General features: G+C 66.3%; 17 protein-coding genes. 6 read left to right on the top strand and 11 right to left on the bottom strand.

Annotated elements, in window-relative coordinates; all coding sequences use genetic code 11:
- Window positions 1-15: 15 nt before the first annotated feature.
- From FJ543_RS18585 to FJ543_RS18560, 6 genes are all read right to left on the bottom strand, one after another.
- A complete protein-coding gene (locus FJ543_RS18585; RefSeq protein ID WP_140876364.1) occupies window positions 16-2,331 on the bottom strand; it encodes a xanthine dehydrogenase family protein molybdopterin-binding subunit in 2,316 nt (771 codons plus the stop codon).
- On the bottom strand, window positions 2,328-3,311 hold the full coding sequence (locus FJ543_RS18580; RefSeq protein WP_140876362.1) for a xanthine dehydrogenase family protein subunit M: 984 nt from the start codon (window positions 3,309-3,311) through the stop codon (window positions 2,328-2,330). The genes FJ543_RS18585 and FJ543_RS18580 overlap by 4 nt, the downstream gene beginning before the upstream one ends.
- A complete protein-coding gene (locus FJ543_RS18575) occupies window positions 3,308-3,790 on the bottom strand; it encodes a (2Fe-2S)-binding protein (RefSeq protein ID WP_015316943.1) in 483 nt (160 codons plus the stop codon). Before FJ543_RS18575 ends, FJ543_RS18580 begins: the two co-directional genes overlap by 4 nt.
- Before the next feature lie 229 nt (window positions 3,791-4,019).
- Entirely contained in the window at window positions 4,020-6,278 is a 2,259-nt protein-coding gene (locus FJ543_RS18570) for a xanthine dehydrogenase family protein molybdopterin-binding subunit (RefSeq protein WP_140876360.1), read from the bottom strand.
- Window positions 6,268-7,326 (bottom strand): xanthine dehydrogenase family protein subunit M, encoded by a 1,059-nt coding sequence (locus FJ543_RS18565; protein WP_140876358.1) that lies wholly within the window; start codon window positions 7,324-7,326, stop codon window positions 6,268-6,270. Before FJ543_RS18565 ends, FJ543_RS18570 begins: the two co-directional genes overlap by 11 nt.
- Window positions 7,323-7,853, bottom strand: a complete 531-nt coding sequence (locus FJ543_RS18560; RefSeq protein ID WP_140876356.1) for a (2Fe-2S)-binding protein — start codon at window positions 7,851-7,853, stop codon at window positions 7,323-7,325. Before FJ543_RS18560 ends, FJ543_RS18565 begins: the two co-directional genes overlap by 4 nt.
- Before the next feature lie 258 nt (window positions 7,854-8,111).
- Between FJ543_RS18560 and FJ543_RS18555 the strand changes: the two genes are divergently transcribed.
- Window positions 8,112-8,729, top strand: coding sequence for a TetR/AcrR family transcriptional regulator (locus tag FJ543_RS18555; protein WP_140716329.1), 618 nt, complete (start codon window positions 8,112-8,114; stop codon window positions 8,727-8,729).
- A 130-nt stretch (window positions 8,730-8,859) separates the two neighbouring features.
- On the opposite strand, the gene FJ543_RS18550 is transcribed toward FJ543_RS18555, so the two are convergent.
- Window positions 8,860-9,813: a LysR family transcriptional regulator gene (locus tag FJ543_RS18550; protein ID WP_140876354.1), complete on the bottom strand. Its 954-nt coding sequence runs from the start codon at window positions 9,811-9,813 to the stop codon at window positions 8,860-8,862.
- Window positions 9,814-9,930: 117 nt separating this feature from the next.
- Between FJ543_RS18550 and FJ543_RS18545 the strand changes: the two genes are divergently transcribed.
- Window positions 9,931-11,304, top strand: coding sequence for an MFS transporter (locus FJ543_RS18545; protein ID WP_181174008.1), 1,374 nt, complete (start codon window positions 9,931-9,933; stop codon window positions 11,302-11,304).
- Here the strand turns inward: FJ543_RS18545 and FJ543_RS31480 are convergent.
- Window positions 11,286-11,489 carry a hypothetical protein gene (locus FJ543_RS31480; RefSeq protein WP_181174007.1) on the bottom strand — a complete coding sequence of 68 codons (204 nt, stop codon included), beginning with the start codon at window positions 11,487-11,489 and terminating at the stop codon, window positions 11,286-11,288. The genes FJ543_RS18545 and FJ543_RS31480 overlap by 19 nt on opposite strands.
- A 296-nt stretch (window positions 11,490-11,785) precedes the next feature.
- Here FJ543_RS31480 and FJ543_RS18535 point away from each other — a divergent pair, with 296 nt between their 5' ends.
- On the top strand, window positions 11,786-12,784 hold the full coding sequence (locus FJ543_RS18535; protein ID WP_140876352.1) for a bestrophin family ion channel: 999 nt from the start codon (window positions 11,786-11,788) through the stop codon (window positions 12,782-12,784).
- 42 nt (window positions 12,785-12,826) lie between these two features.
- Here FJ543_RS18535 and FJ543_RS18530 read toward each other — a convergent pair whose 3' ends face one another.
- From FJ543_RS18530 to FJ543_RS18520, 3 genes are all read right to left on the bottom strand, one after another.
- A complete protein-coding gene (locus FJ543_RS18530) occupies window positions 12,827-13,090 on the bottom strand; it encodes a hypothetical protein (protein WP_140663353.1) in 264 nt (87 codons plus the stop codon).
- Window positions 13,091-13,189: 99 nt separating this feature from the next.
- Window positions 13,190-13,936, bottom strand: coding sequence for a thioredoxin family protein (locus tag FJ543_RS18525; protein WP_140663351.1), 747 nt, complete (start codon window positions 13,934-13,936; stop codon window positions 13,190-13,192).
- Window positions 13,933-14,112, bottom strand: a complete 180-nt coding sequence (locus tag FJ543_RS18520; protein ID WP_140876350.1) for a hypothetical protein — start codon at window positions 14,110-14,112, stop codon at window positions 13,933-13,935. The genes FJ543_RS18525 and FJ543_RS18520 overlap by 4 nt, the downstream gene beginning before the upstream one ends.
- Before the next feature lie 115 nt (window positions 14,113-14,227).
- Here FJ543_RS18520 and FJ543_RS18515 point away from each other — a divergent pair, with 115 nt between their 5' ends.
- The 3 genes from FJ543_RS18515 (at window position 14,228) to FJ543_RS18505 (ending at window position 17,032) form a co-directional block, all read left to right on the top strand.
- The gene (locus FJ543_RS18515) at window positions 14,228-15,448 is read left to right on the top strand and encodes a helix-turn-helix domain-containing protein (protein WP_140791276.1); all 1,221 of its coding nucleotides are present in this window, start codon (window positions 14,228-14,230) and stop codon (window positions 15,446-15,448) included.
- Window positions 15,449-15,481: 33 nt separating this feature from the next.
- Window positions 15,482-16,114 (top strand): PQQ-binding-like beta-propeller repeat protein, encoded by a 633-nt coding sequence (locus FJ543_RS18510; protein WP_140663347.1) that lies wholly within the window; start codon window positions 15,482-15,484, stop codon window positions 16,112-16,114.
- Window positions 16,115-16,201: 87 nt separating this feature from the next.
- Window positions 16,202-17,032 carry an aldo/keto reductase gene (locus tag FJ543_RS18505; protein WP_140876348.1) on the top strand — a complete coding sequence of 277 codons (831 nt, stop codon included), beginning with the start codon at window positions 16,202-16,204 and terminating at the stop codon, window positions 17,030-17,032.
- Window positions 17,033-17,050: the final 18 nt, after the last annotated feature.

Genomic DNA, 17,050 nt, shown 5'->3' with positions numbered 1-17,050 from the left:
TTGGCAGCCTCACCGTCAGATCAGCTTCTCCAGCGTGATCGGCAGATCCCGCACGCGCTTGCCTGTGGCATGGAACACCGCGTTGGCAATGGCCGGCGCCATGCCGACGATCGCCAGCTCGCCGACGCCCTTGCCGCCGAGCACCGAGGAGTGCGGGTCGGGAATCCCCACCGAGATCACCTCGATGTCGGGGATGTCGGCATTGGTCGGGATGAGATAGTCGGCGAGGTTGTTGTTGACGATGCGGCCGTGGCGGCGATCGACGATGCCTTCTTCGAGCAGCGCCTGGCCGATGCCCATGATGATGCCGCCCTTCCACTGGCTCTCGGCGAGTTTCGGATTGTAGAGGCGGCCCGAATCCAGCGCCGACACGACGCGCGACACACGCACCGTGCCGAAATCCTCGTCGACGCGCACCTCGACGAAATGCGCGCACCAGGAATGGCGCGAATAGTCACCCTCCGTGTGTGGCAGCGCCATGGCGATGGTGGTGTAGTTCTTGTAGCGATCCTCGACGCTCGAATTGGCCGGCATGGTGTCGCCCGTCGCCTCGATGCGGTCGCGGCCAACGCTTTTGAGCAGTTCGGCGATCGAGACGTCGGGGCCGTCGCCCCGCGGCGCGGTGATGCGGCCATTGACGACGACCAGCGTGTTGGCCTGCAGCGCATGGAAGGGCGAGCGCGGATCGCTGATCGCCAGGCCGACCAGCTGGTCGAGCGCCGAGGTCGCGGCCTTGTGGACGGCGCCCGTCATCACGCCGGCCAGCCGGGAGCCGCCGGCGACGCCGGCGCGGGGGAAGCGCGAATCGCCGAGCTTCACCACCACGTCGTCGGCCGCAACGCCGACCGTTTCGGCGGCCGTCTGCGCCAGGATGGTGTAGGTGCCCTGGCCCATGTCGATGGAGGAGCTTTCGACCTCGACCGAGCCGTCGGCCAGGATGCGCACGATCGCCTCGCCATAGGCGCGCCGCACCGGATAGGTGCCGGCGGCCACGCCCCAGCCGACCAGATGGTTGCCGTCGCGCATCGAGCGTGGCTCAGGCGTGCGCCTGGCCCAGCCGAAGCGTTCGGCACCCGCTGCAAAAGCCTCGCGCAACTGCCTGGTCGACCAGGCTTTTTTCGCGTGCGGATCCTGTTCGGCGTAGTTGCGCAGCCGGATTTCCAGCGGATCGATGCCGACCTCGTAGGCGAGCTCGTCGATGGCACTTTCGATGCCGAAGGCCGACGGGTTTTCACCCGGTGCGCGCATGGCGCCCGGCACAACCGAATTCACCCGCACGACATTCTGTTTCGAGGAGAAGTTCGGCGTCGCGTACATGATCGAGGTGACCGAGCCCAGCGGCTCGACCCACATGCCGTCGATGGAGGTTTCGTTGACGCCGCGATGCACGATCGACTGGATTCTTCCGTCATGGTCGGCGCCGATCGTCACCGTCTGCCGCGTCGCGGCGCGGCCGCCATAGCCGGTGAAGGTCTGCGGCCGCGTCATGACCAGCCGCACCGGCCGGCCGAGCATTTTCGCGGCACTTGCGGCGATCGCGCCATGGCTGAGCGCCAGCGCCTTGGAGCCGAAGCCGCCGCCGACATAGGGCGACACCAGCCGCACATTCTCGAACGGCACGCCGAACCATTCGGCATAGGTGCGCGCCATGCCGTCCAGCCATTGGCTCGGCTCCCACACGGTGAGATGGTCACCCTCCCAGCGAGCGATCAGGCCATGCGGTTCCATCGGCGCCTGGTATTCGCGCGGTGTGTTGTAAGCGGCGCAGATGCGCACCGGGGCGGAGGCGAAGGCGGCGGCCGCGTCGCCCCATTCCTTGGTCATGGCGTCGACCGGGATGCCGTCGCCGGCCTTGCCGTCGCTGAGGTCGACGATGGCCGAAGCCTCATCATAGCTGACCTTGACCATCGTCGCGGCGGCCACGGCCTGCTCGAAGGTCTCGGCGATGACGGCGGCGACGTGCTGGCCCGAGAAGGTGACGTCGTGCGCCAGCGGACAATAGGGTTTGTCCGGCGGTGGCGTGCCGAACCAGTCCGAGGCGGTTTTCAGGCTGATGATCGTGTCTGGTGTCAACACCTTGAGGACGCCCGGCGCAGTCTCGGCCTCCGCCGTCTGGATGGCGCGCACCTTGCCGGATGCGATGGTGCTTTCGACCAGCACGGCATAGGCGAGCCCTTCGAGCTGCTGCTCGACGGCGTATTTCGCCGCACCCGTGATCTTGGCCGGGCCGTCGACGCGCGACAGCCGGCCGCCGACGGCCTCCACCTGCGCGCCGTCGGACGCGTCGCCATGTCTTCCGACGTAAACAGTGCTTGCGATGTGAACAGTCATGCCGCTTCTCCCAATTTGAGGATGGCGCGTGCGACGACGCGCGGCGCGAGTTCGATCTTGTAGCGGTTGGCGCCATGGTCGACGGCGCCTTCGACGGCGAGCAGGCTGGCCGTGCGAACAGCGTCCGGCTCCAGCACCTTGCCTTTCAGCGCGGCTTCCACGGCTCGCGCCCGCCAGGGTTTGGTCGCGACGCCACCGAGCGCCACGCGCAGGTCGCGGATGGTGCGCCCGTCGGCCTCCAGTTCGAGCCCGACAGCGGCACTGGCCGCGGCGAACTCATAGGACTGCCGGTCGCGGATCTTCAGATAGGTCGAACGGCTGGCGACGGCGGAAGAAGGGATTTCGATGGCGGTGATCATCTCGCCCGGTCCGATCGCGTGTTCCCTGTCGGGCGTCGTGCCTGGCAGCAGGAAAAAGTCCTCCACCGGCACGCGCCGTTCGCCGAGATGGACCGTTGCGTCGAAGGCGACGAGCGCGGTGGCGAGGTCGCCGGGATACATGGCGATGCAAGCCTCGCTGGTGCCAAGCACGGCATGGCCCCTGGTAACGCCGCCGATCGCCGAACAGCCGCTGCCTGGTTCGCGCTTGTTGCAGGCGGCAAAGTTCGAGGGATCGCGGAAATAGGGGCAGCGCGTGCGCTGCATCAGATTGCCGCCGATCGTCGCCATGTTGCGGATCTGCGCCGAGGCTGCCTGCCAGAGCGCTTCGGAGATGGCGGGGAAGCGGCTCTTGATGTCGTCATGGTCGGCGACATGGCCCATCCTGGCGAGCGCGCCGATGACGGCGCCGCGCTCGTCGATCTCGATCTGGTCGAACCCCTCGAGATGGGTGATATCGACCAGCGTGTCGGGCTCGGCGACACCGCATTTGGCGAGGTCGATCAGCGTGGTGCCGCCTGCCAGAAGCATGGCGCCGGGGAGCGCGGCCGCCTGGCGGGCGGCATCAGCCGAGGTGGCGCGAAAATAGGAAAAATCCCTCATGACGCGGCCTCCAGCGCCGCCTGGCGCACGGCGGCGACAATGTGCGGATAGGCGCCGCAGCGGCAGAGATTGCCGGCCATGTATTCGCGGATTTCCTCGTCCGAGCCGGCATGGCCCTCGCGGATGCAGGCCACCGCCGACATGATCTGGCCTGGCGTGCAGTAGCCGCACTGGAAGGCGTCCTGCTCGAGGAAAGCAGCCTGCACGGGATGCAGTTCGCCCTCCCGTGCAAGCCCCTCTATGGTGGTGATGGCGCGGCCCTCGGCCTGTGCGGCCAGCGTCAGGCAGGCCAGCACGCGCTCGCCGTCGACATGGACGGTGCAGGCGCCGCACTGGCCGTGGTCGCAGCCCTTCTTGGTGCCGGTCAGGCCGAGCCTGTCACGCAAGGCGTCGAGCAGCGTGACACGCGGCTCGAGTTCCAGCGTGTGATGCTGGCCGTTGATATCGAGATGGACGGGAATCGTGGTCTTGCTCGTCATGGGCGTCTGGCTCCAGTTGCTTGACGCTGGGGGAATGAATTGAAACTGGGCAGGGCGCTCCAACCGACCGCTTGCCTGCCCTAGAGCCGGATGATTTCAGGTCCGTTCGACCTGAAATCTGAATCCGCGTCTAAATCAAAGAGATAGAGCATGATGTCGTCCGAAAACCGGTTCCCACTTTTCGGCATCATGCTCTGGCGCAGGCCTGTCGTTTCGGGCGGACCGCTCGTCACCCCAGCAGGTCCTCGATCCGGATCGGAAAGCGCCGTGGGCGCACGCCGGTCGCGTGCCAGACCGCATTGGCGATGGCGCCGGCAGTGCCGGTGATGCCGATTTCGCCAACGCCCTTGATGCCGAGGGCGTTCACGTAAGGGTCGTCCTCGTGAACCAGCAGCGCCTCGACCGAGGGCACGTCGGCATTCACCGGGACATGATAGTCCGCCAGGTTGGCATTCTGAATGCGGCCGGAACGCCGGTCCGTGACGGCTTCCTCATGCAGCGCGAAGGAAACGCCCCAGATCATCCCGCCATAATACTGGCTGCGCACCAGCCGCGGATTGATGACCCGTCCGGCGGCGAATGCGCCGACCAGCCGGGTGACGCGGATCTGGCCGAGATCCGGGTCGACCTTCACCTCGGCGAAGACGGCCCCATGCGCGTGCTTGGCGTACGTCTCCTGGGAGGCCGGGTCCGGAGCGCCTTTGCCCCGGCCCTCGATTTCGGTCAGGCCCGCGCGGACGAGGATCTCGGTATAGCTTTCGCCGCGGCTTTCGTCATCGCGCCGGTAAAGGCGTCCGCCGCGTGCAACAACGCCTTCATTGCCGGCGCCGAACAGCGGCGAGGCTTCGTCGCCGGTGGCGAGACCGGCAAGGTTGGCGATGACGGCCGCACCCGCATTGTGGATGGCCATGCCGGCCGTCGCCGTGTGACCCGAACCGCCGGCGATGCCCGCATTGGGCAGGTCGGAACTGCCGGCCCTGAAATCGACCTGGTCGATGTCGAGCCCCAGCCCGTCTGCTGCAATCTGGGCAAAAGCCGTCCAGGCGCCTTGGCCCATGTCCTGGGCGCCGGTCTCCATCAAGCCGGTGCCGTCGGCCCTCAGCACCGCGCGTGCCTCTGCCTGGAACATGAGTGCCGGGAACGTCGCCGTGCCCATGCCCCAGCCGGTGAGGAAACCGTCGGCGTCGCGCATCCGCCGCGGCTGCAGCGGGCGGCTCGCCCAGCCGAACGCCTGGGCGGCCTGTTCGTAACATTCGCGCAGCGCCTTGGAGGAGAACGGCTTGCCGGTCATCGGTTCGACCTCGGCGTAATTCCTGAGCCGGAATTCCAGCGGGTCCATGCCGCAGGCATGGGCCGCCTCGTCGATGGCGCTCTCAAGCGCGATCGATCCGGTGGCCTCGCCTGGCGCCCGCATGAACAGCGGCGTGCCGGTGTCGAGCCGCACGGCATCGTGCGAGGTGGCGATGGCCGGACTGGCATAGAGCGTGTGCGAGGCGTCCGCCGCCGGTTCGAAGAAATCGTCGAACGTGCTCGACGTGGTCCTGGCGTGATGGGAGATCGCGGTCAGCAGCCCTTCGCCATCCATGCCCATGCGCAATGTCTGGCGGGTCGGGGCGCGGTGACCGACCGGGCCGTACATCTGCTCGCGCCGGAGCACCAGCTTGACCGGGCGGCCGACGAGACGCGCCGCCAGGATGCCGAGCACTTGCGGTCCGGAAATCATGCCCTTGGAGCCGAAGCCGCCGCCCAGGAATGGGCTGCGGATATGGACGTTTTGCGGCGCGATGCCGAACAGGCCGGCGATGCGGCCCTGCGCCATGGCCAGGCCCTGGCTCGGCGTGTCGATCGACAGCCGGTCGCCATCCCAGGCAGCGACGATCGCGTGGGGCTCCATGGCGTTGTGGTACTGGGCCGGCGTCTCGTAGGTCGCCTCGATCCGCGTCCTTGCCGATTTGAGGCCGGCCTCGACATCGCCCTTCTCCTGCACAGCCGGATTGCCGACGCCGACGCCGCGCGGCACGAAGCTTTTGGCGCCGTCCAGACCAACGCGCGCCGGCAACTCCTCATAGCGAGGCGACAACAGTGCCGCCCCTTCGGTCGCCGCTTCCAGCGTCCGCGCGATTACCACGGCAATGCTCTGGTTGGGGTAGCGAACCCCATCGTTCTGCAGCAGGTCGAGCCGGAACATGAAGGGATGGTCCTTGGCATCCGGATCGACGGCGAGCGCCGGCCGGTTCAGTGGCGTCATCACCTCGACCACGCCCGCATGCGCCTTGGCCGCCTCGACATCCAGCGAGACAACCCGGCCGCGTGCGATGCTGGAGACGGCAAGCACGGCATAGAGCATGCCGGGCGGATTGTTATCGGCGGCAAAGCGCGCGGCCCCGGTGACTTTCAAAAATCCGTCGCGACGCGTCAGCGGCTGGCCGATGCTGGAGCCCTGGCGCGTATGGGCAGGCTGTTGGTTGAGGCCGAGTTCAAGCGTCATGACGCACTCCGGGAAGGGAGGAAAAAGGGGAAGCAGGCAAAGCGGGCATCAGAGCGGGCGTTCCCGCCTGTGCGGACATCAGCGCCCTGACGACAATGCGGCGGGCAAGCTCGATCTTGAACGCATTGTCGCCGGAGGGGCTGGCGTCGACCAGAGCCGCATCCGCGGCCCGAACGAAGCTCGCTTCATTGGCATCGGCGCCGAGCAGCACCGCTTCCGCCGAGCGCGCCCGCCATGGCTTGGCCGCGACACCGCCGAGCGCCAGCCGCGCGGCGCGGATCTTGCCGTCGGCGACCGTCAGGGCCGCGGCAGCCGAAACGACGGCGAAGGCGTAGGAGGTGCGTTCGCGAAGCTTCAGGTAGCGGGCGTGGGGGGCGAAGGACGCTGCTTCCGCCGGCAGGCGCACCGCAACGATCAGGTCGCCCGGCTGCAGCACGGTTTCCCGCTGCGGCGTGTCGCCCGGAAGCCGGTGGAATTCCTCCAAGGTCACGTGGCGCCGGCCTCCCTTGCCCTCGATCTCGACGACGGCGTCCAGCGCCACCAGCGGCACACAGAAATCGGAGGGATGGGTGGCGATGCAGGCATCGCTCCAGCCAAGCACCGCATGCAGGCGGTTCTCGCCGCCAAGCGCCGAGCAGCCGGAACCGGGTTCGCGCCTGTTGCAGGCGCTGGCGGTGTCGTAGAAGTAACTGCACCGCGTGCGCTGCAACAGATTGCCGCCGACAGTGGCGGCGTTGCGAAGCTGCGCAGAGGCGCCCGAAAGCAGCGCTTCGGCCACCGCCGGATAGGCTCTGGCGAAGGCCGCATCATGTGCGAGATCGGCATTGCGGACCAGCGCGCCGATGCGCAGGCCGCCATCATCGAGCGTTTCGATGCGATTGAGTTCCGGCAGGCGGGTAATGTCGACGATCCGTTCGGGGCTGGTGATGCCGCCCTTCATCAGATCGAGCAGATTGGTGCCGCCGGCGAGATAGGCCGAACCCGGTTCGGCCGCCGCCGCTATGGCGTCGGAGACGGTGGCCGGCCTGATGAAATCGAAGTCTCTCATGTCGCGGTCCTCCTGCGTGCCTCGGTGGTGGCGGTGTCGGCCATGTTTTTCTGGGCTTCCATGTTTTTCTGGGCTTCCAGGACGGCCTCGACGATGCCGCCGTAGGCCGCGCAGCGGCAGATGTTGCCGCTCAGCCCCTCGCGGATGCGCTCGGGATCGTCGCCAGCCTGTCCTTCGGCGATCAGGCCGAGCGTGCTCATGATCTGCCCGGGCGTGCAGAAACCGCACTGGAAACCGTCATGGGCGATGAAGGCGGCCTGCACAGGGTGCAGTTCTTCACCGTGAGCGATACCTTCGATGGTCAGCACTTCGGCGCCGTCATGGCTGACCGCCAGCGCCAGGCAGGAGTTTATGCGCTTGCCGTCGACCAGCACCGTGCAGGCGCCACACTGGCCGCGGTCGCAGCCCTTTTTCGTGCCGGTGAACTCAAGCCGCTCGCGCAGCAGGTCAAGCAAGGTGACGCGTGGGTCGACCTTCAGTTCGTGTCGATGTCCGTTGACGGTAAGCGAGATGGGAAGGCTGGTCATGGGCGTCTGGCTCCAGTTGCTTGACGCTGAGGGGAATGAATTGGGGTAGGGGCGGGGAAGGGCAAGGGCAAGGTCAGGCAACGGCCAATCTCCCGCGGGTTGGGAAAGTGGCGGGTTGCGGCTTGGAAAGACGTGACATACCGGTTCCCCTGATTATATGATGAGGGTTCTCCACTAAAAGCGGAGGTGCCTCCGTTTATTTACGTGGGGGCTGGCCAGGCGTGGTTCAAGCCCCCATATCCCTGGTGGAGAAAAAAATTGGCTTTTGCGCCCGTCACAACCGCTGACCAAAAAACCGCCGCCGCCGACAAGCCGTTGCGTGCCGATGCACGGCGCAATCGCGACCGGCTGGTCGAGGTGGCGGCTGCGGTCTTTGCCGAGCGCGGCATCGACGGCTCGCTGGAGGAGATCGCTCGGCGCGCCGGCGTCGGCATCGGCACGCTCTACCGGCATTTTCCGACACGCGAGCACTTGGTCGAGGTGGTCTACCGCCGCGAAGCGGAGGGGTTGTGCGCGGCGGCCGGCGAGCTCGCTGCAAGATATCCCTCCGATGTGGCGCTGGAAGAATGGATGCGCCGCTTCGTCGACTACATCGCCACCAAGCGCGGCCTGGCGACCAGCCTGCGCATCCTGTTCACCACCAATTCGACGCTGTTTTCCGACACGTCGGGACGGGTGTCGCAGGCGCTGCGGCAACTGGTCGAGGCGGCGGTGGCCGACGGCACCATCCGCGGCGATGTCGATGCCTCCGACGTGCTGCATGCGCTCGGCGGCATCTACTCGGCGCCCGACACGCCCGAATGGCGCGACCGCTCGCGCCGCCTGGTCAAGCTCCTGATGGACGGGTTGCGGTTCGGGGCGAGGAAGGCTGGATGAGAGGGCGAACGCCGCTTGCCCCGGCATGAGGCGAGCGATGACAAACGCTGATCGTGCGATCGTGTTTGGGGGCGGCTGAATTTGGCTCCGGCATGGCAGCTCGGCGACTGCTCCGGGTCCAGGAACAGGATCAGTCGGCCCGCCGTCGATCGGCCACCAGACTTCCTGCCGTCGCCGGCTGCTCGAGCCGGCGAACCGCGCTCGGAAACTCCTTGAAGATCAACGATCGCAGCCAGCGATGCACGGGATCGGCATCCATGCGGGGGTGCCATGCCTGGGTGATGGTGAAGCCTGGGATTGCCACCGGCAGATCAAACATCTGGGTACGGCCTGTCGCACCCAGATGGTACGAGCGCGGCACCAGTCCAACGAGATCGGATGCGGCTGCGACCGCGACGACCGCCGGATAGCTCGGCACCACCAGATCGACATTTCGCGAAAGGCCGAGTTCGGCGAGTGCTTCATCGATCGGTTCGATGAAATGGCCTCGCCGGGATGAGACCACGTGCCGGCACGCGGCGTAACGCTCAGCGGTTATTTCGGTCTCCAGAAGCGGATGCCCCGTTCTCGCCACACCGACAAAACGGTCATCGAACAACGCCTGACCACGCAATTCGGCACCATCACCCGAAAGCACGCCAATATCGAGGTCGATCGTGGCTTCTCTCAGCAGTTCGATGCGCTTGTCCGGCCGGGGCGCGAAGCGCAGCCTTATGCCGGGCGCGGCACTGGTGACAAGGGCATGGAGACGCGCGGCGTAGAGCAGCACGAAGGCTTCATTGGCCCGGATGGTGAAATCGCGCCGCACCTGGCTGATGTCGATCTCCGGCGAGGGGCTGAGCACGGACCGGACCTCCGACGTCAGCGTGTGCACCTGTTCGGCAATCGCTTCGGCATGAGGCGTCGCCACCATGGCGCGTCCCGCCGACACCAGGATGGGATCGCCCAGCGCCAGCCGCAATCTCGACAGTGTGCGGCTCATCGCGGACGTGCTGAGGCCAAGTTTCTTGGCGGCGCCCGAGACGCTGCGCTCCCGCAGCAAGGCGTCAAGCGCCACCAGAAGGTTCAGGTCGAGATCGAGCATGAGAGAGCCTAACGGGATGAGGCGTTTGACGCAACGGTCAATTTACTCCGTTGCGTCTGGTGCAATAATGGGGTGAGCGGTATCGATGCGGCGACAATCCACGAAGCGGAGCCTCCGATGTCCATAGCCGCAACGATCACTCCCGCCCATGACGGCCTGCCGTCGCCACGCCGCTACCTGGCCATCGGCGTCCTGCTGATGACGCTGGTGCTCGTCGTGCTGGACGGCGCCATCGCCAATGTCGCGCTGCCATCCATCGCGGCGTCGCTCAATGCCAGTGCCAGCAGCACCGTGTGGGTGGTGTCGAGCTACCAGCTTGCGGTGCTTGTGGCTCTTTTGCCTTGCGGCGCGCTGGGCGAGATCCACGGCCCCCGGCGTGTCTTTCTTCTGGGTGTCGCGCTGTTCACGGTGGCTTCCGCGGCCTGCGCCTTCGCCGGCAGCCTGCCTGTTCTTGTGGCTGCCCGGTCCATCCAGGGACTGGGGGCGGGCGCCATCATGGCGACCGGGCCGATGAACCTGCGCGTTTCGGTGCCGCAGCGGCTGCTCGGAACCGTCATCGGCTTCAACGCGATGACGATCGCGATTTCCGCGGCCGCCGGCCCTGGTGTCGCCGGCGCGATCCTCTCCGTTTCCAGCTGGCCGTGGCTGTTCGCCGTCAACATCCCGATCGGCATCATCGTCCTGTTGTCTGGCGGGTTGCTTGCGCATCTGGATGGCGTGAAGCGTCACCTCAACCTCGTGGCATTGCTGGCCAACACACTGATGTTCATCCTGTTCTTCACGGGCGCCGACCGCATCGCCGGTGCGCCGGTCAGCGGGTCGATCCTGATCGGTTGTTCCGTCCTGTGCCTCGTCATCTTGTTGTCTCTCGAACGCAGGAGTGCCGCACCGATCGTGCCGACCGACCTCTTGGCCGATCCAGCCTTCCGGGTAGCCGTCATCGCTTCGATCTCGTGCTTCACCGGGCAGATGCTCAGCTACGTCGCGCTGCCATTCTACCTGCAGCACACCTTGCACATGAGCCCGGTCCAGGCGGGCCTCTACATGATGCCATGGCCCATCGCGACGATCATCATCGCTCCGATTTCGGGGCGGCTGGCCGATCGTTTCAAGACAGCGTGGCTGTGCGCCGCCGGCGGCGGGTTGCTGGCGATCGGCCTTCTGATCGCGGGCCTGACACCGCCCGGTCCAAGGGCGATTGCCTTCCTGGTCGGAACCGTCGTCGCGGGCACGGGTTTTGGTCTTTTCCAGACGCCGAACAATCGCATCCTGCTTCTCTCCGCACCCAAGGCGCGCAGCGGTGCGGCGGGAGCCATGCAGGGCACGGCACGGCTGTTGGGACAAACGCTTGGCGCCATTTCGATGTCGATCATTTTCGCGACCGTGCCGCTGACAGGCGCACCCAGCCTCGCGCTGGTCCTGGCCGGCATCTGCGCGGCCATCGCCTGCCTGGTCAGCCTGAGCCGCGCCCGCTACGAGAAGGTGGCATGAGACCAGCTGGCGCTCGACACGCTGTCCTCGATGTGCGCGCAAGGCATCGACATTCCGATACCACGGTCGATCTCGGCCTGCGCTCGGCAATCGAGATCGCCAAAGGCTACCGGCTCGTGGCGTCCCGATGACAAGGGCGTCGCCGAGGCGCTTGCCATGATGAAGTCGCTTATTGGTGAACCCACGCCGGCGTCGATCGGAGTCCAGGCCTTGCCGACGGTGCAGTCCGGTGCTGCTGGAATCCTTCAAGACGGTCTTCCACAACCACTCGCCGGGCGGAACTGGCGGACGCCTGCAACTCGCCAAGCCGAAGTGCAATTTAAATAGGGGGAACGATCACGGGCGCGGGCGAGATCCTGTGCCCATGGCGGCGTCCTGCGCACACCGCGGTCGACGGCTCTTCGCCCTGTGCAAACGATATGATAGGCGTCAGGCTACCGGTGGTCCGATTGCCGCCCGTTCGTGATTGAGGGGCATTTCAATGTATGTAGGCCGTTCCTACAAGGTGATCGATTTCGCACTGTGGTCACGGCGCAGCGTCCTCTACATGGTGGTGGTGAGTGGGCTGGCCGTGGCTGCCTACCGCTTTCCGGGCATTGCCGGGTTCTCCGTGCCATGGTCGGTGGTGCTGGTGCTCGGCACCACGGTGTCGCTGGTCGCCGGCTTCAAGAACTCGCAGGTGTTCACCCGCAGCAGTGAGGCGCTGCAGGCCTTCACGCAGATCACGGCCAGCAGCCGCGTATGGTCGAATTTCTGTCGGGATTTCCTCGATACGCCGACGGCCAGGCAGCTCATCTACCGCCATATCGCCTGGATGACGGCGCTGCGATACGCGCTGCGGCGGCCGATGCCGTGGGAATCCATGGGGAACGCCGCCAATATCGAATACCGACGGCGTTACCACATTCAGGAGGACAAGGGTTCGATCGCCGACGAATTACGCCCGCTGCTGGGCGACCAGACCGCGGATGTCCTGAAATCGCCTCGTCCGGCGATAGCCCTGCTCGAATTGCAGTCCGTCCAGGTCAATGCACTGTTCAAGGACGCCAAGGTCCCGCCGCAGATCCATGGCGAACTGACGAAGCTGATCCGCGACTTCCACGACCAGCAGGCGCGCTGCGACCGCATCAAGAACAATCCCTATCCCCGGCAATACGCCATCGTCAGTTCCATGTTCGTCATGATCTTCTGCACGCTGCTGCCGTTCGGCGTGGTTCCGGTGTTCGCCGACATGGGCAAGCTGGGGGGCATGCTCGGCTCGATCGGCATCTGGCTGACGATCCCGTTCAGCACGCTGCTGGGCTGGGCCTACATGTCCCTCGACCAGGTCGGCGAGAGCAGCGCCAACCCTTTCGAGGGCAACGCCAACGACGTGCCGATCTCGCAAATCTGCCGCGACATCGAGATCGAGATGCGCGCCGGGCTCGGCGAGAGCGATCTTCCCAAGCCATTGCTGCCGGTCAATGACATCGCGACGTGAGGTCGGGCGCCGGAGTCGGGCAGAGCCATGCCTTCTCAGCGCCTAGCGGCGGGACATCACCCTCAGCCACGGCGCCAGATGGAAAGCGCTCATCAGCAGATACATGGCCGGCATGCCGGTCAGGATCGAGCCGGCCAGCGGCGAGGCGCCCATGCACAGCATGGTCCCGTCGCCGCCGTGAAGACGGGAAAGCAGCGCCATCACCGCAAAGGTCGGCGCCGCGGCGAGGCATAGCCAGTCGGCTATGCCATGGGGGACGACATTTTCGGGGGTCACGCTGCCGATGCCGGAAGGGATATCGCTCATGATCTTATTCCCTTGATGGTTGCGGCCCGTCATGACCTGGGGTCCTCGGCCCTGCCGGAGGCGGGAAGAGGAACCCAGGCTGGACGGACTTGCGCCAGCTTACTGGTTGCCCTTGTCGCGGAACGCGGCCTCGCCGGCAGCTGACACTTCGGCCCATTTCTTGTCGGCTCCGGCATCGTAATTGTCGTGCCAGTTCCACCAGCTGTAGAGTGGCGTCTGCGGGTAGCCTTCGGGCGAGTCTTCCCACACCTCCTGGCGGCCGAGCGGCGTGATGTCGAGATAGCTCCAGACGGTGCCCAAAGCCTCGTCGCCGCGGTTGTTGATGAAATAGGTGCGGAAGATGCGGTTCCCGTCATGGATGAACACGTTGTGGCCGTGCCATTCGTCGACGCCGAAGTCCTTGTCGAAGCTATCGGTGATCGTATACCAGGGCATCTCCCAACCCATCCGTGTCTTCAGCCGCTCGATGTCTTCCTGCGGGGCGCGAGAGGCGTAGGCGAGGGTGGTGTCGCGGGCGTTGAGATGGGCGAGGTGGCCGACCTGGTCGGCGCCGAGCGAGCAGCCGCGGCAGGCATGATCGGGCCAGCCATAGACGCCGGGCTCGAAGAAGGCGCGGTAGACGATGAGCTGGCGGCGGCCTTCGAACAGGTCGAGCAGGCTCACCTTGCCGTCAGGGCCCTCGAAGACATAGGCCTTGTCCACTTCCGTCCACGGCATGCGCCGGCGTTCGGCCGACAGCGCGTCCCTGGCGCGCATCGTCGCCTTCTCCTTCACCAGCATCTTTTCGTGCGCGGCGTTCCAATCCTGCTGTGAGACGATCGGTGGGGTGTTCATGGTCATGGTCATTGGTCTTCTCCTTTGCCGGTCGTGGCGTCGTTGCGGTGTGGTGTTGCCTGGACGTGTGGGGGAGCCGTAGGCGCGGCGAAATCCGAAAGATCCGGCCCGGCGCAGCAGGGGTGGCGTGCGGCGCGCTTGGCCGTATCATTGGCCGCGTCGAGGTCGAGGTTGGTGGAGGCAGGCATTTTCTGGTTCTCCCATGCTGCCGTCATTGCCGGCACGTCTTGCTGGTTGACGGTACTGACGTAAGTTAGGGCGGCGCTGCGCCGAGATGGGAGTTACAAGTGTGACGGGATTTGAATGGACTCGCTGATCACCGCGGCAGCGCTGGCGCTGGCGGCCGGCGATCCGCTCGGCGCGCTCGACCGCGTTGCCCTGCGCGAGGATGCGCCGGCGCTGGCGCTGCGCGGCATTGCCATGGCGCAGCTCGGCGACTTCGATCGCGCCAAGCTCTTGTTGCGGCGGGCCGCGCGTGCCTTCAGTCCGAAAGAGGCGGTGGCGCGCGCCAGATGCGTCGTCGCCGAGGCCGAGATCGCGCTGGTTTCGCGCGATTTGGGCTGGCCGGCCAAGGCGCTCGACGCGGCCCGCACGGCGCTGGAAAAGCATGGCGACCGGTTGAACGCAGCGCATGCCGGTCACCTCAAGGTACGGCGCCTGCTCTTGATCGGCCGCCTCGACGAGGCCGAGCAGGTGCTCGCCGGGCTCGACCCGGCGCCGCTGCCGCCGGCGGCAAGAGCCGCGCACGAACTCGCCGTCGCCGGCATCGCCATGCGGCGCCTGCGGACCAGGCCGGCGCGCGCGGCGCTGGAGTGGGCGCGCCATGCCGCTCGCAAGGCCGGCATTCCCGGCCTCATCGCGGAGGTCGACAGCGCGTGGCTGGCACTGGAGACACCCGCGGCGCGGCTGATCGCGCAGGGCAGGGAGCAGCCGCTGCTGCTCGAAGAGGTCGAGGCATTGCAGGGATCGCCGGCGCTGGTCGTCGATGCTTTCCGCTACGCCGTGCGCGTTGGGCGGACCACGGTTTCGCTGGCGAGCCGGCCTGTGCTGTTCGCCTTGGCGCGGACGCTCGCCGAAGCCTGGCCCGGTGATGTTTCGCGGGGGGAACTCGTGGCGCGGGCCTTCGGCGGCAAGCATGCCGATGAATCGCATCGCGCGCGCCTGCGCGTCGAGATCGGGCGGCTGCGTGCCGAGCTTCGCGCATTGGCCGGCATCAGCGCCACCAGGCATGGCTTCACGCTGGTGCCGCGCCAGGCCCATGCGGTGGTGGTGCTGGCGCGGCCGATCGAGGAACGGCACGCGGCCGTGCTTGCCTTGCTGGCCGACGGCGAGGCCTGGTCGAGCTCGGCCCTGGCGCTGGCACTTGGAACCGGCCAGCGCAGCGTGCAGCGGGCGCTTGAGCCGCTTGCCGAGGCCGGCAAGGTACAATCCTTCGGCCATGGCCGGGCGCGCCGCTGGATGACGCCGCCGGTGGCGGGTTTCACGACCACCTTGTTACTCCCCGCGCCGCTTCCCAATGGCTAGAAAGTGACGACGACCACCATCGAGGGACAGGACATGAAACATTCGGCAGCCGAAATCTTGAGGGAATACGGGCCCTTTCCCGGTGCCAATACAGTGGCCGGGGTAAGCTTTGACGGCAAGAATGTCTGGTTCGCCTCGGGCGACAGGCTGAACGCCTTCGATCCGGAGAGTGGGCAGGCCTTGCGCTCGATCGATGTCGCGGCACATGCCGGCACCGCCTATGACGGCCGGCATTTCTTCCAACTCGCCAAGGACCGCATCCAGAAGATCGATCCCGACACGGGCGAGGTGCTTTCCACCATTCCAGCCCCCGGCAATGGCGGCGATTCCGGGCTGACCTGGGCCGAAGGCACGCTATGGGTCGGCCAGCACCGGGAGCGCAAGATCCACCAGATCGACCCCGAGACCGGCGCGATCCTGCGCACCATCGAATCCAACCGGTTCGTCACCGGGGTGACCTGGGTCGACGGCGAATTGTGGCACGCCACCTGGGAGGGCGACGAAAGCGATCTGCGCCGCGTCGACCCGCGGACGGGCAAGGTTCTGGAGAAGCTCGACATGCCTGCCGGCATGGGCATCTCGGGGCTGGAATCCGATGGCGCCGACCGACTGTTCTGCGGCAGCGGAAACGCCGGCGTGGTGAGGGCGGTGCGCCGGCCGAAATAAGGGTCCGCGAATTTTCCCCAATCGACTGGCCGTTGTGCGGTGCCAAACCTAGATAGGCTGGACCATCCCCCACAAAAGGATTCTCCCATGCCCGAACAGATCACGTTGAACGACGGCACCGCCATTCCCCAGCTTGGCCTTGGCGTCTGGCAGGTCGATCAGGACATCACGGCGCAGGTGGTGGGCTGGGCGATTCAGGCTGGTTACCGGCTGATCGACACCGCCGAGGGTTACCGGAACGAGGAAGGGGTCGGCGAGGCGATCCGCGCCGCCGGCGTGCCGGCGGCAGAGCTGTTCATCACCTCGAAGCTGCGCAACGGCGCCCACCAGCGCGATGCGGCGCTTCGGGCCTTCGACGACACGATGAAGAAGCTCGGCGTCGAGCAGCTCGACCTGTTCCTGATCCATTGGCCGGTGCCCAGCCAGGACAAATATGTCGAGGCGTGGAAGACGCTCGTCGAGCTGCAGCAGGCCGGCCGCATCAAGTCGATCGGCGTTTCGAATTTCAACAGGGATCATCTGGAGCGCATCATCGGCGAGACGGGCGTGACGCCCGTCGTCAACCAGATCGAGCTGCACCCGCGCTTCCAGCAGCGCGATCTGAGGGAATTTCACGCCCGGCACGACATCCATACGGAAAGCTGGAGTCCGCTGGGCAGCGGCCGGTTGCTGAGCGACCCGACCATATCAGGCATTGCCCGCAAACACGGCAAGTCCACCGCGCAGACAATGATCCGCTGGCATCTCCAGCAAGGGCTGATCGTCGTCCCGAAGTCGGTGCGCCAGGACCGCATCGCGGCCAATTTCGATGTCTTCGATTTCGAACTGGACGCACAGGACCTGGAGACGATCGCCGGCATGGATTCGGCTGACGGCCGTAACGGTCCGAATCCGGTGACGGCGGCGTTTCTGTTCTGAGAGGACGAAGCGGCCGGC

Origin of the sequence: Mesorhizobium sp. B2-5-7, assembly GCF_006440875.1 — a bacterium.
In the GTDB taxonomy this organism is placed as follows: domain Bacteria; phylum Pseudomonadota; class Alphaproteobacteria; order Rhizobiales; family Rhizobiaceae; genus Mesorhizobium; species Mesorhizobium australicum.
The sequence above is the reverse complement of the archived record's forward strand: the minus strand, read 5'-3'. Positions and strand labels throughout refer to the sequence as shown.

Excerpts from the sequence above, each read along its gene's own strand:
- FJ543_RS18580 (WP_140876362.1), bottom strand. The coding sequence starts at position 3,311 with ATGAGGGATTTTTCCTATTTTCGCGCCACCTCGGCTGATGCCGCCCGC.
- FJ543_RS18535 (WP_140876352.1), top strand. The coding sequence starts at position 11,786 with ATGTATGTAGGCCGTTCCTACAAGGTGATCGATTTCGCACTGTGGTCA.
- FJ543_RS18505 (WP_140876348.1), top strand. The coding sequence starts at position 16,202 with ATGCCCGAACAGATCACGTTGAACGACGGCACCGCCATTCCCCAGCTT.
- FJ543_RS18570 (WP_140876360.1), bottom strand. The coding sequence starts at position 6,278 with ATGACGCTTGAACTCGGCCTCAACCAACAGCCTGCCCATACGCGCCAG.
- FJ543_RS18585 (WP_140876364.1), bottom strand. The coding sequence starts at position 2,331 with ATGACTGTTCACATCGCAAGCACTGTTTACGTCGGAAGACATGGCGAC.
- FJ543_RS18560 (WP_140876356.1), bottom strand. The coding sequence starts at position 7,853 with ATGACCAGCCTTCCCATCTCGCTTACCGTCAACGGACATCGACACGAA.
- FJ543_RS18545 (WP_181174008.1), top strand. The coding sequence starts at position 9,931 with ATGTCCATAGCCGCAACGATCACTCCCGCCCATGACGGCCTGCCGTCG.
- FJ543_RS18575 (WP_015316943.1), bottom strand. The coding sequence starts at position 3,790 with ATGACGAGCAAGACCACGATTCCCGTCCATCTCGATATCAACGGCCAG.
- FJ543_RS18515 (WP_140791276.1), top strand. The coding sequence starts at position 14,228 with ATGGACTCGCTGATCACCGCGGCAGCGCTGGCGCTGGCGGCCGGCGAT.
- FJ543_RS18520 (WP_140876350.1), bottom strand. The coding sequence starts at position 14,112 with ATGCCTGCCTCCACCAACCTCGACCTCGACGCGGCCAATGATACGGCC.
- FJ543_RS18565 (WP_140876358.1), bottom strand. The coding sequence starts at position 7,326 with ATGAGAGACTTCGATTTCATCAGGCCGGCCACCGTCTCCGACGCCATA.
- FJ543_RS18525 (WP_140663351.1), bottom strand. The coding sequence starts at position 13,936 with ATGACCATGACCATGAACACCCCACCGATCGTCTCACAGCAGGATTGG.
- FJ543_RS18530 (WP_140663353.1), bottom strand. The coding sequence starts at position 13,090 with ATGAGCGATATCCCTTCCGGCATCGGCAGCGTGACCCCCGAAAATGTC.
- FJ543_RS18510 (WP_140663347.1), top strand. The coding sequence starts at position 15,482 with ATGAAACATTCGGCAGCCGAAATCTTGAGGGAATACGGGCCCTTTCCC.
- FJ543_RS18550 (WP_140876354.1), bottom strand. The coding sequence starts at position 9,813 with ATGCTCGATCTCGACCTGAACCTTCTGGTGGCGCTTGACGCCTTGCTG.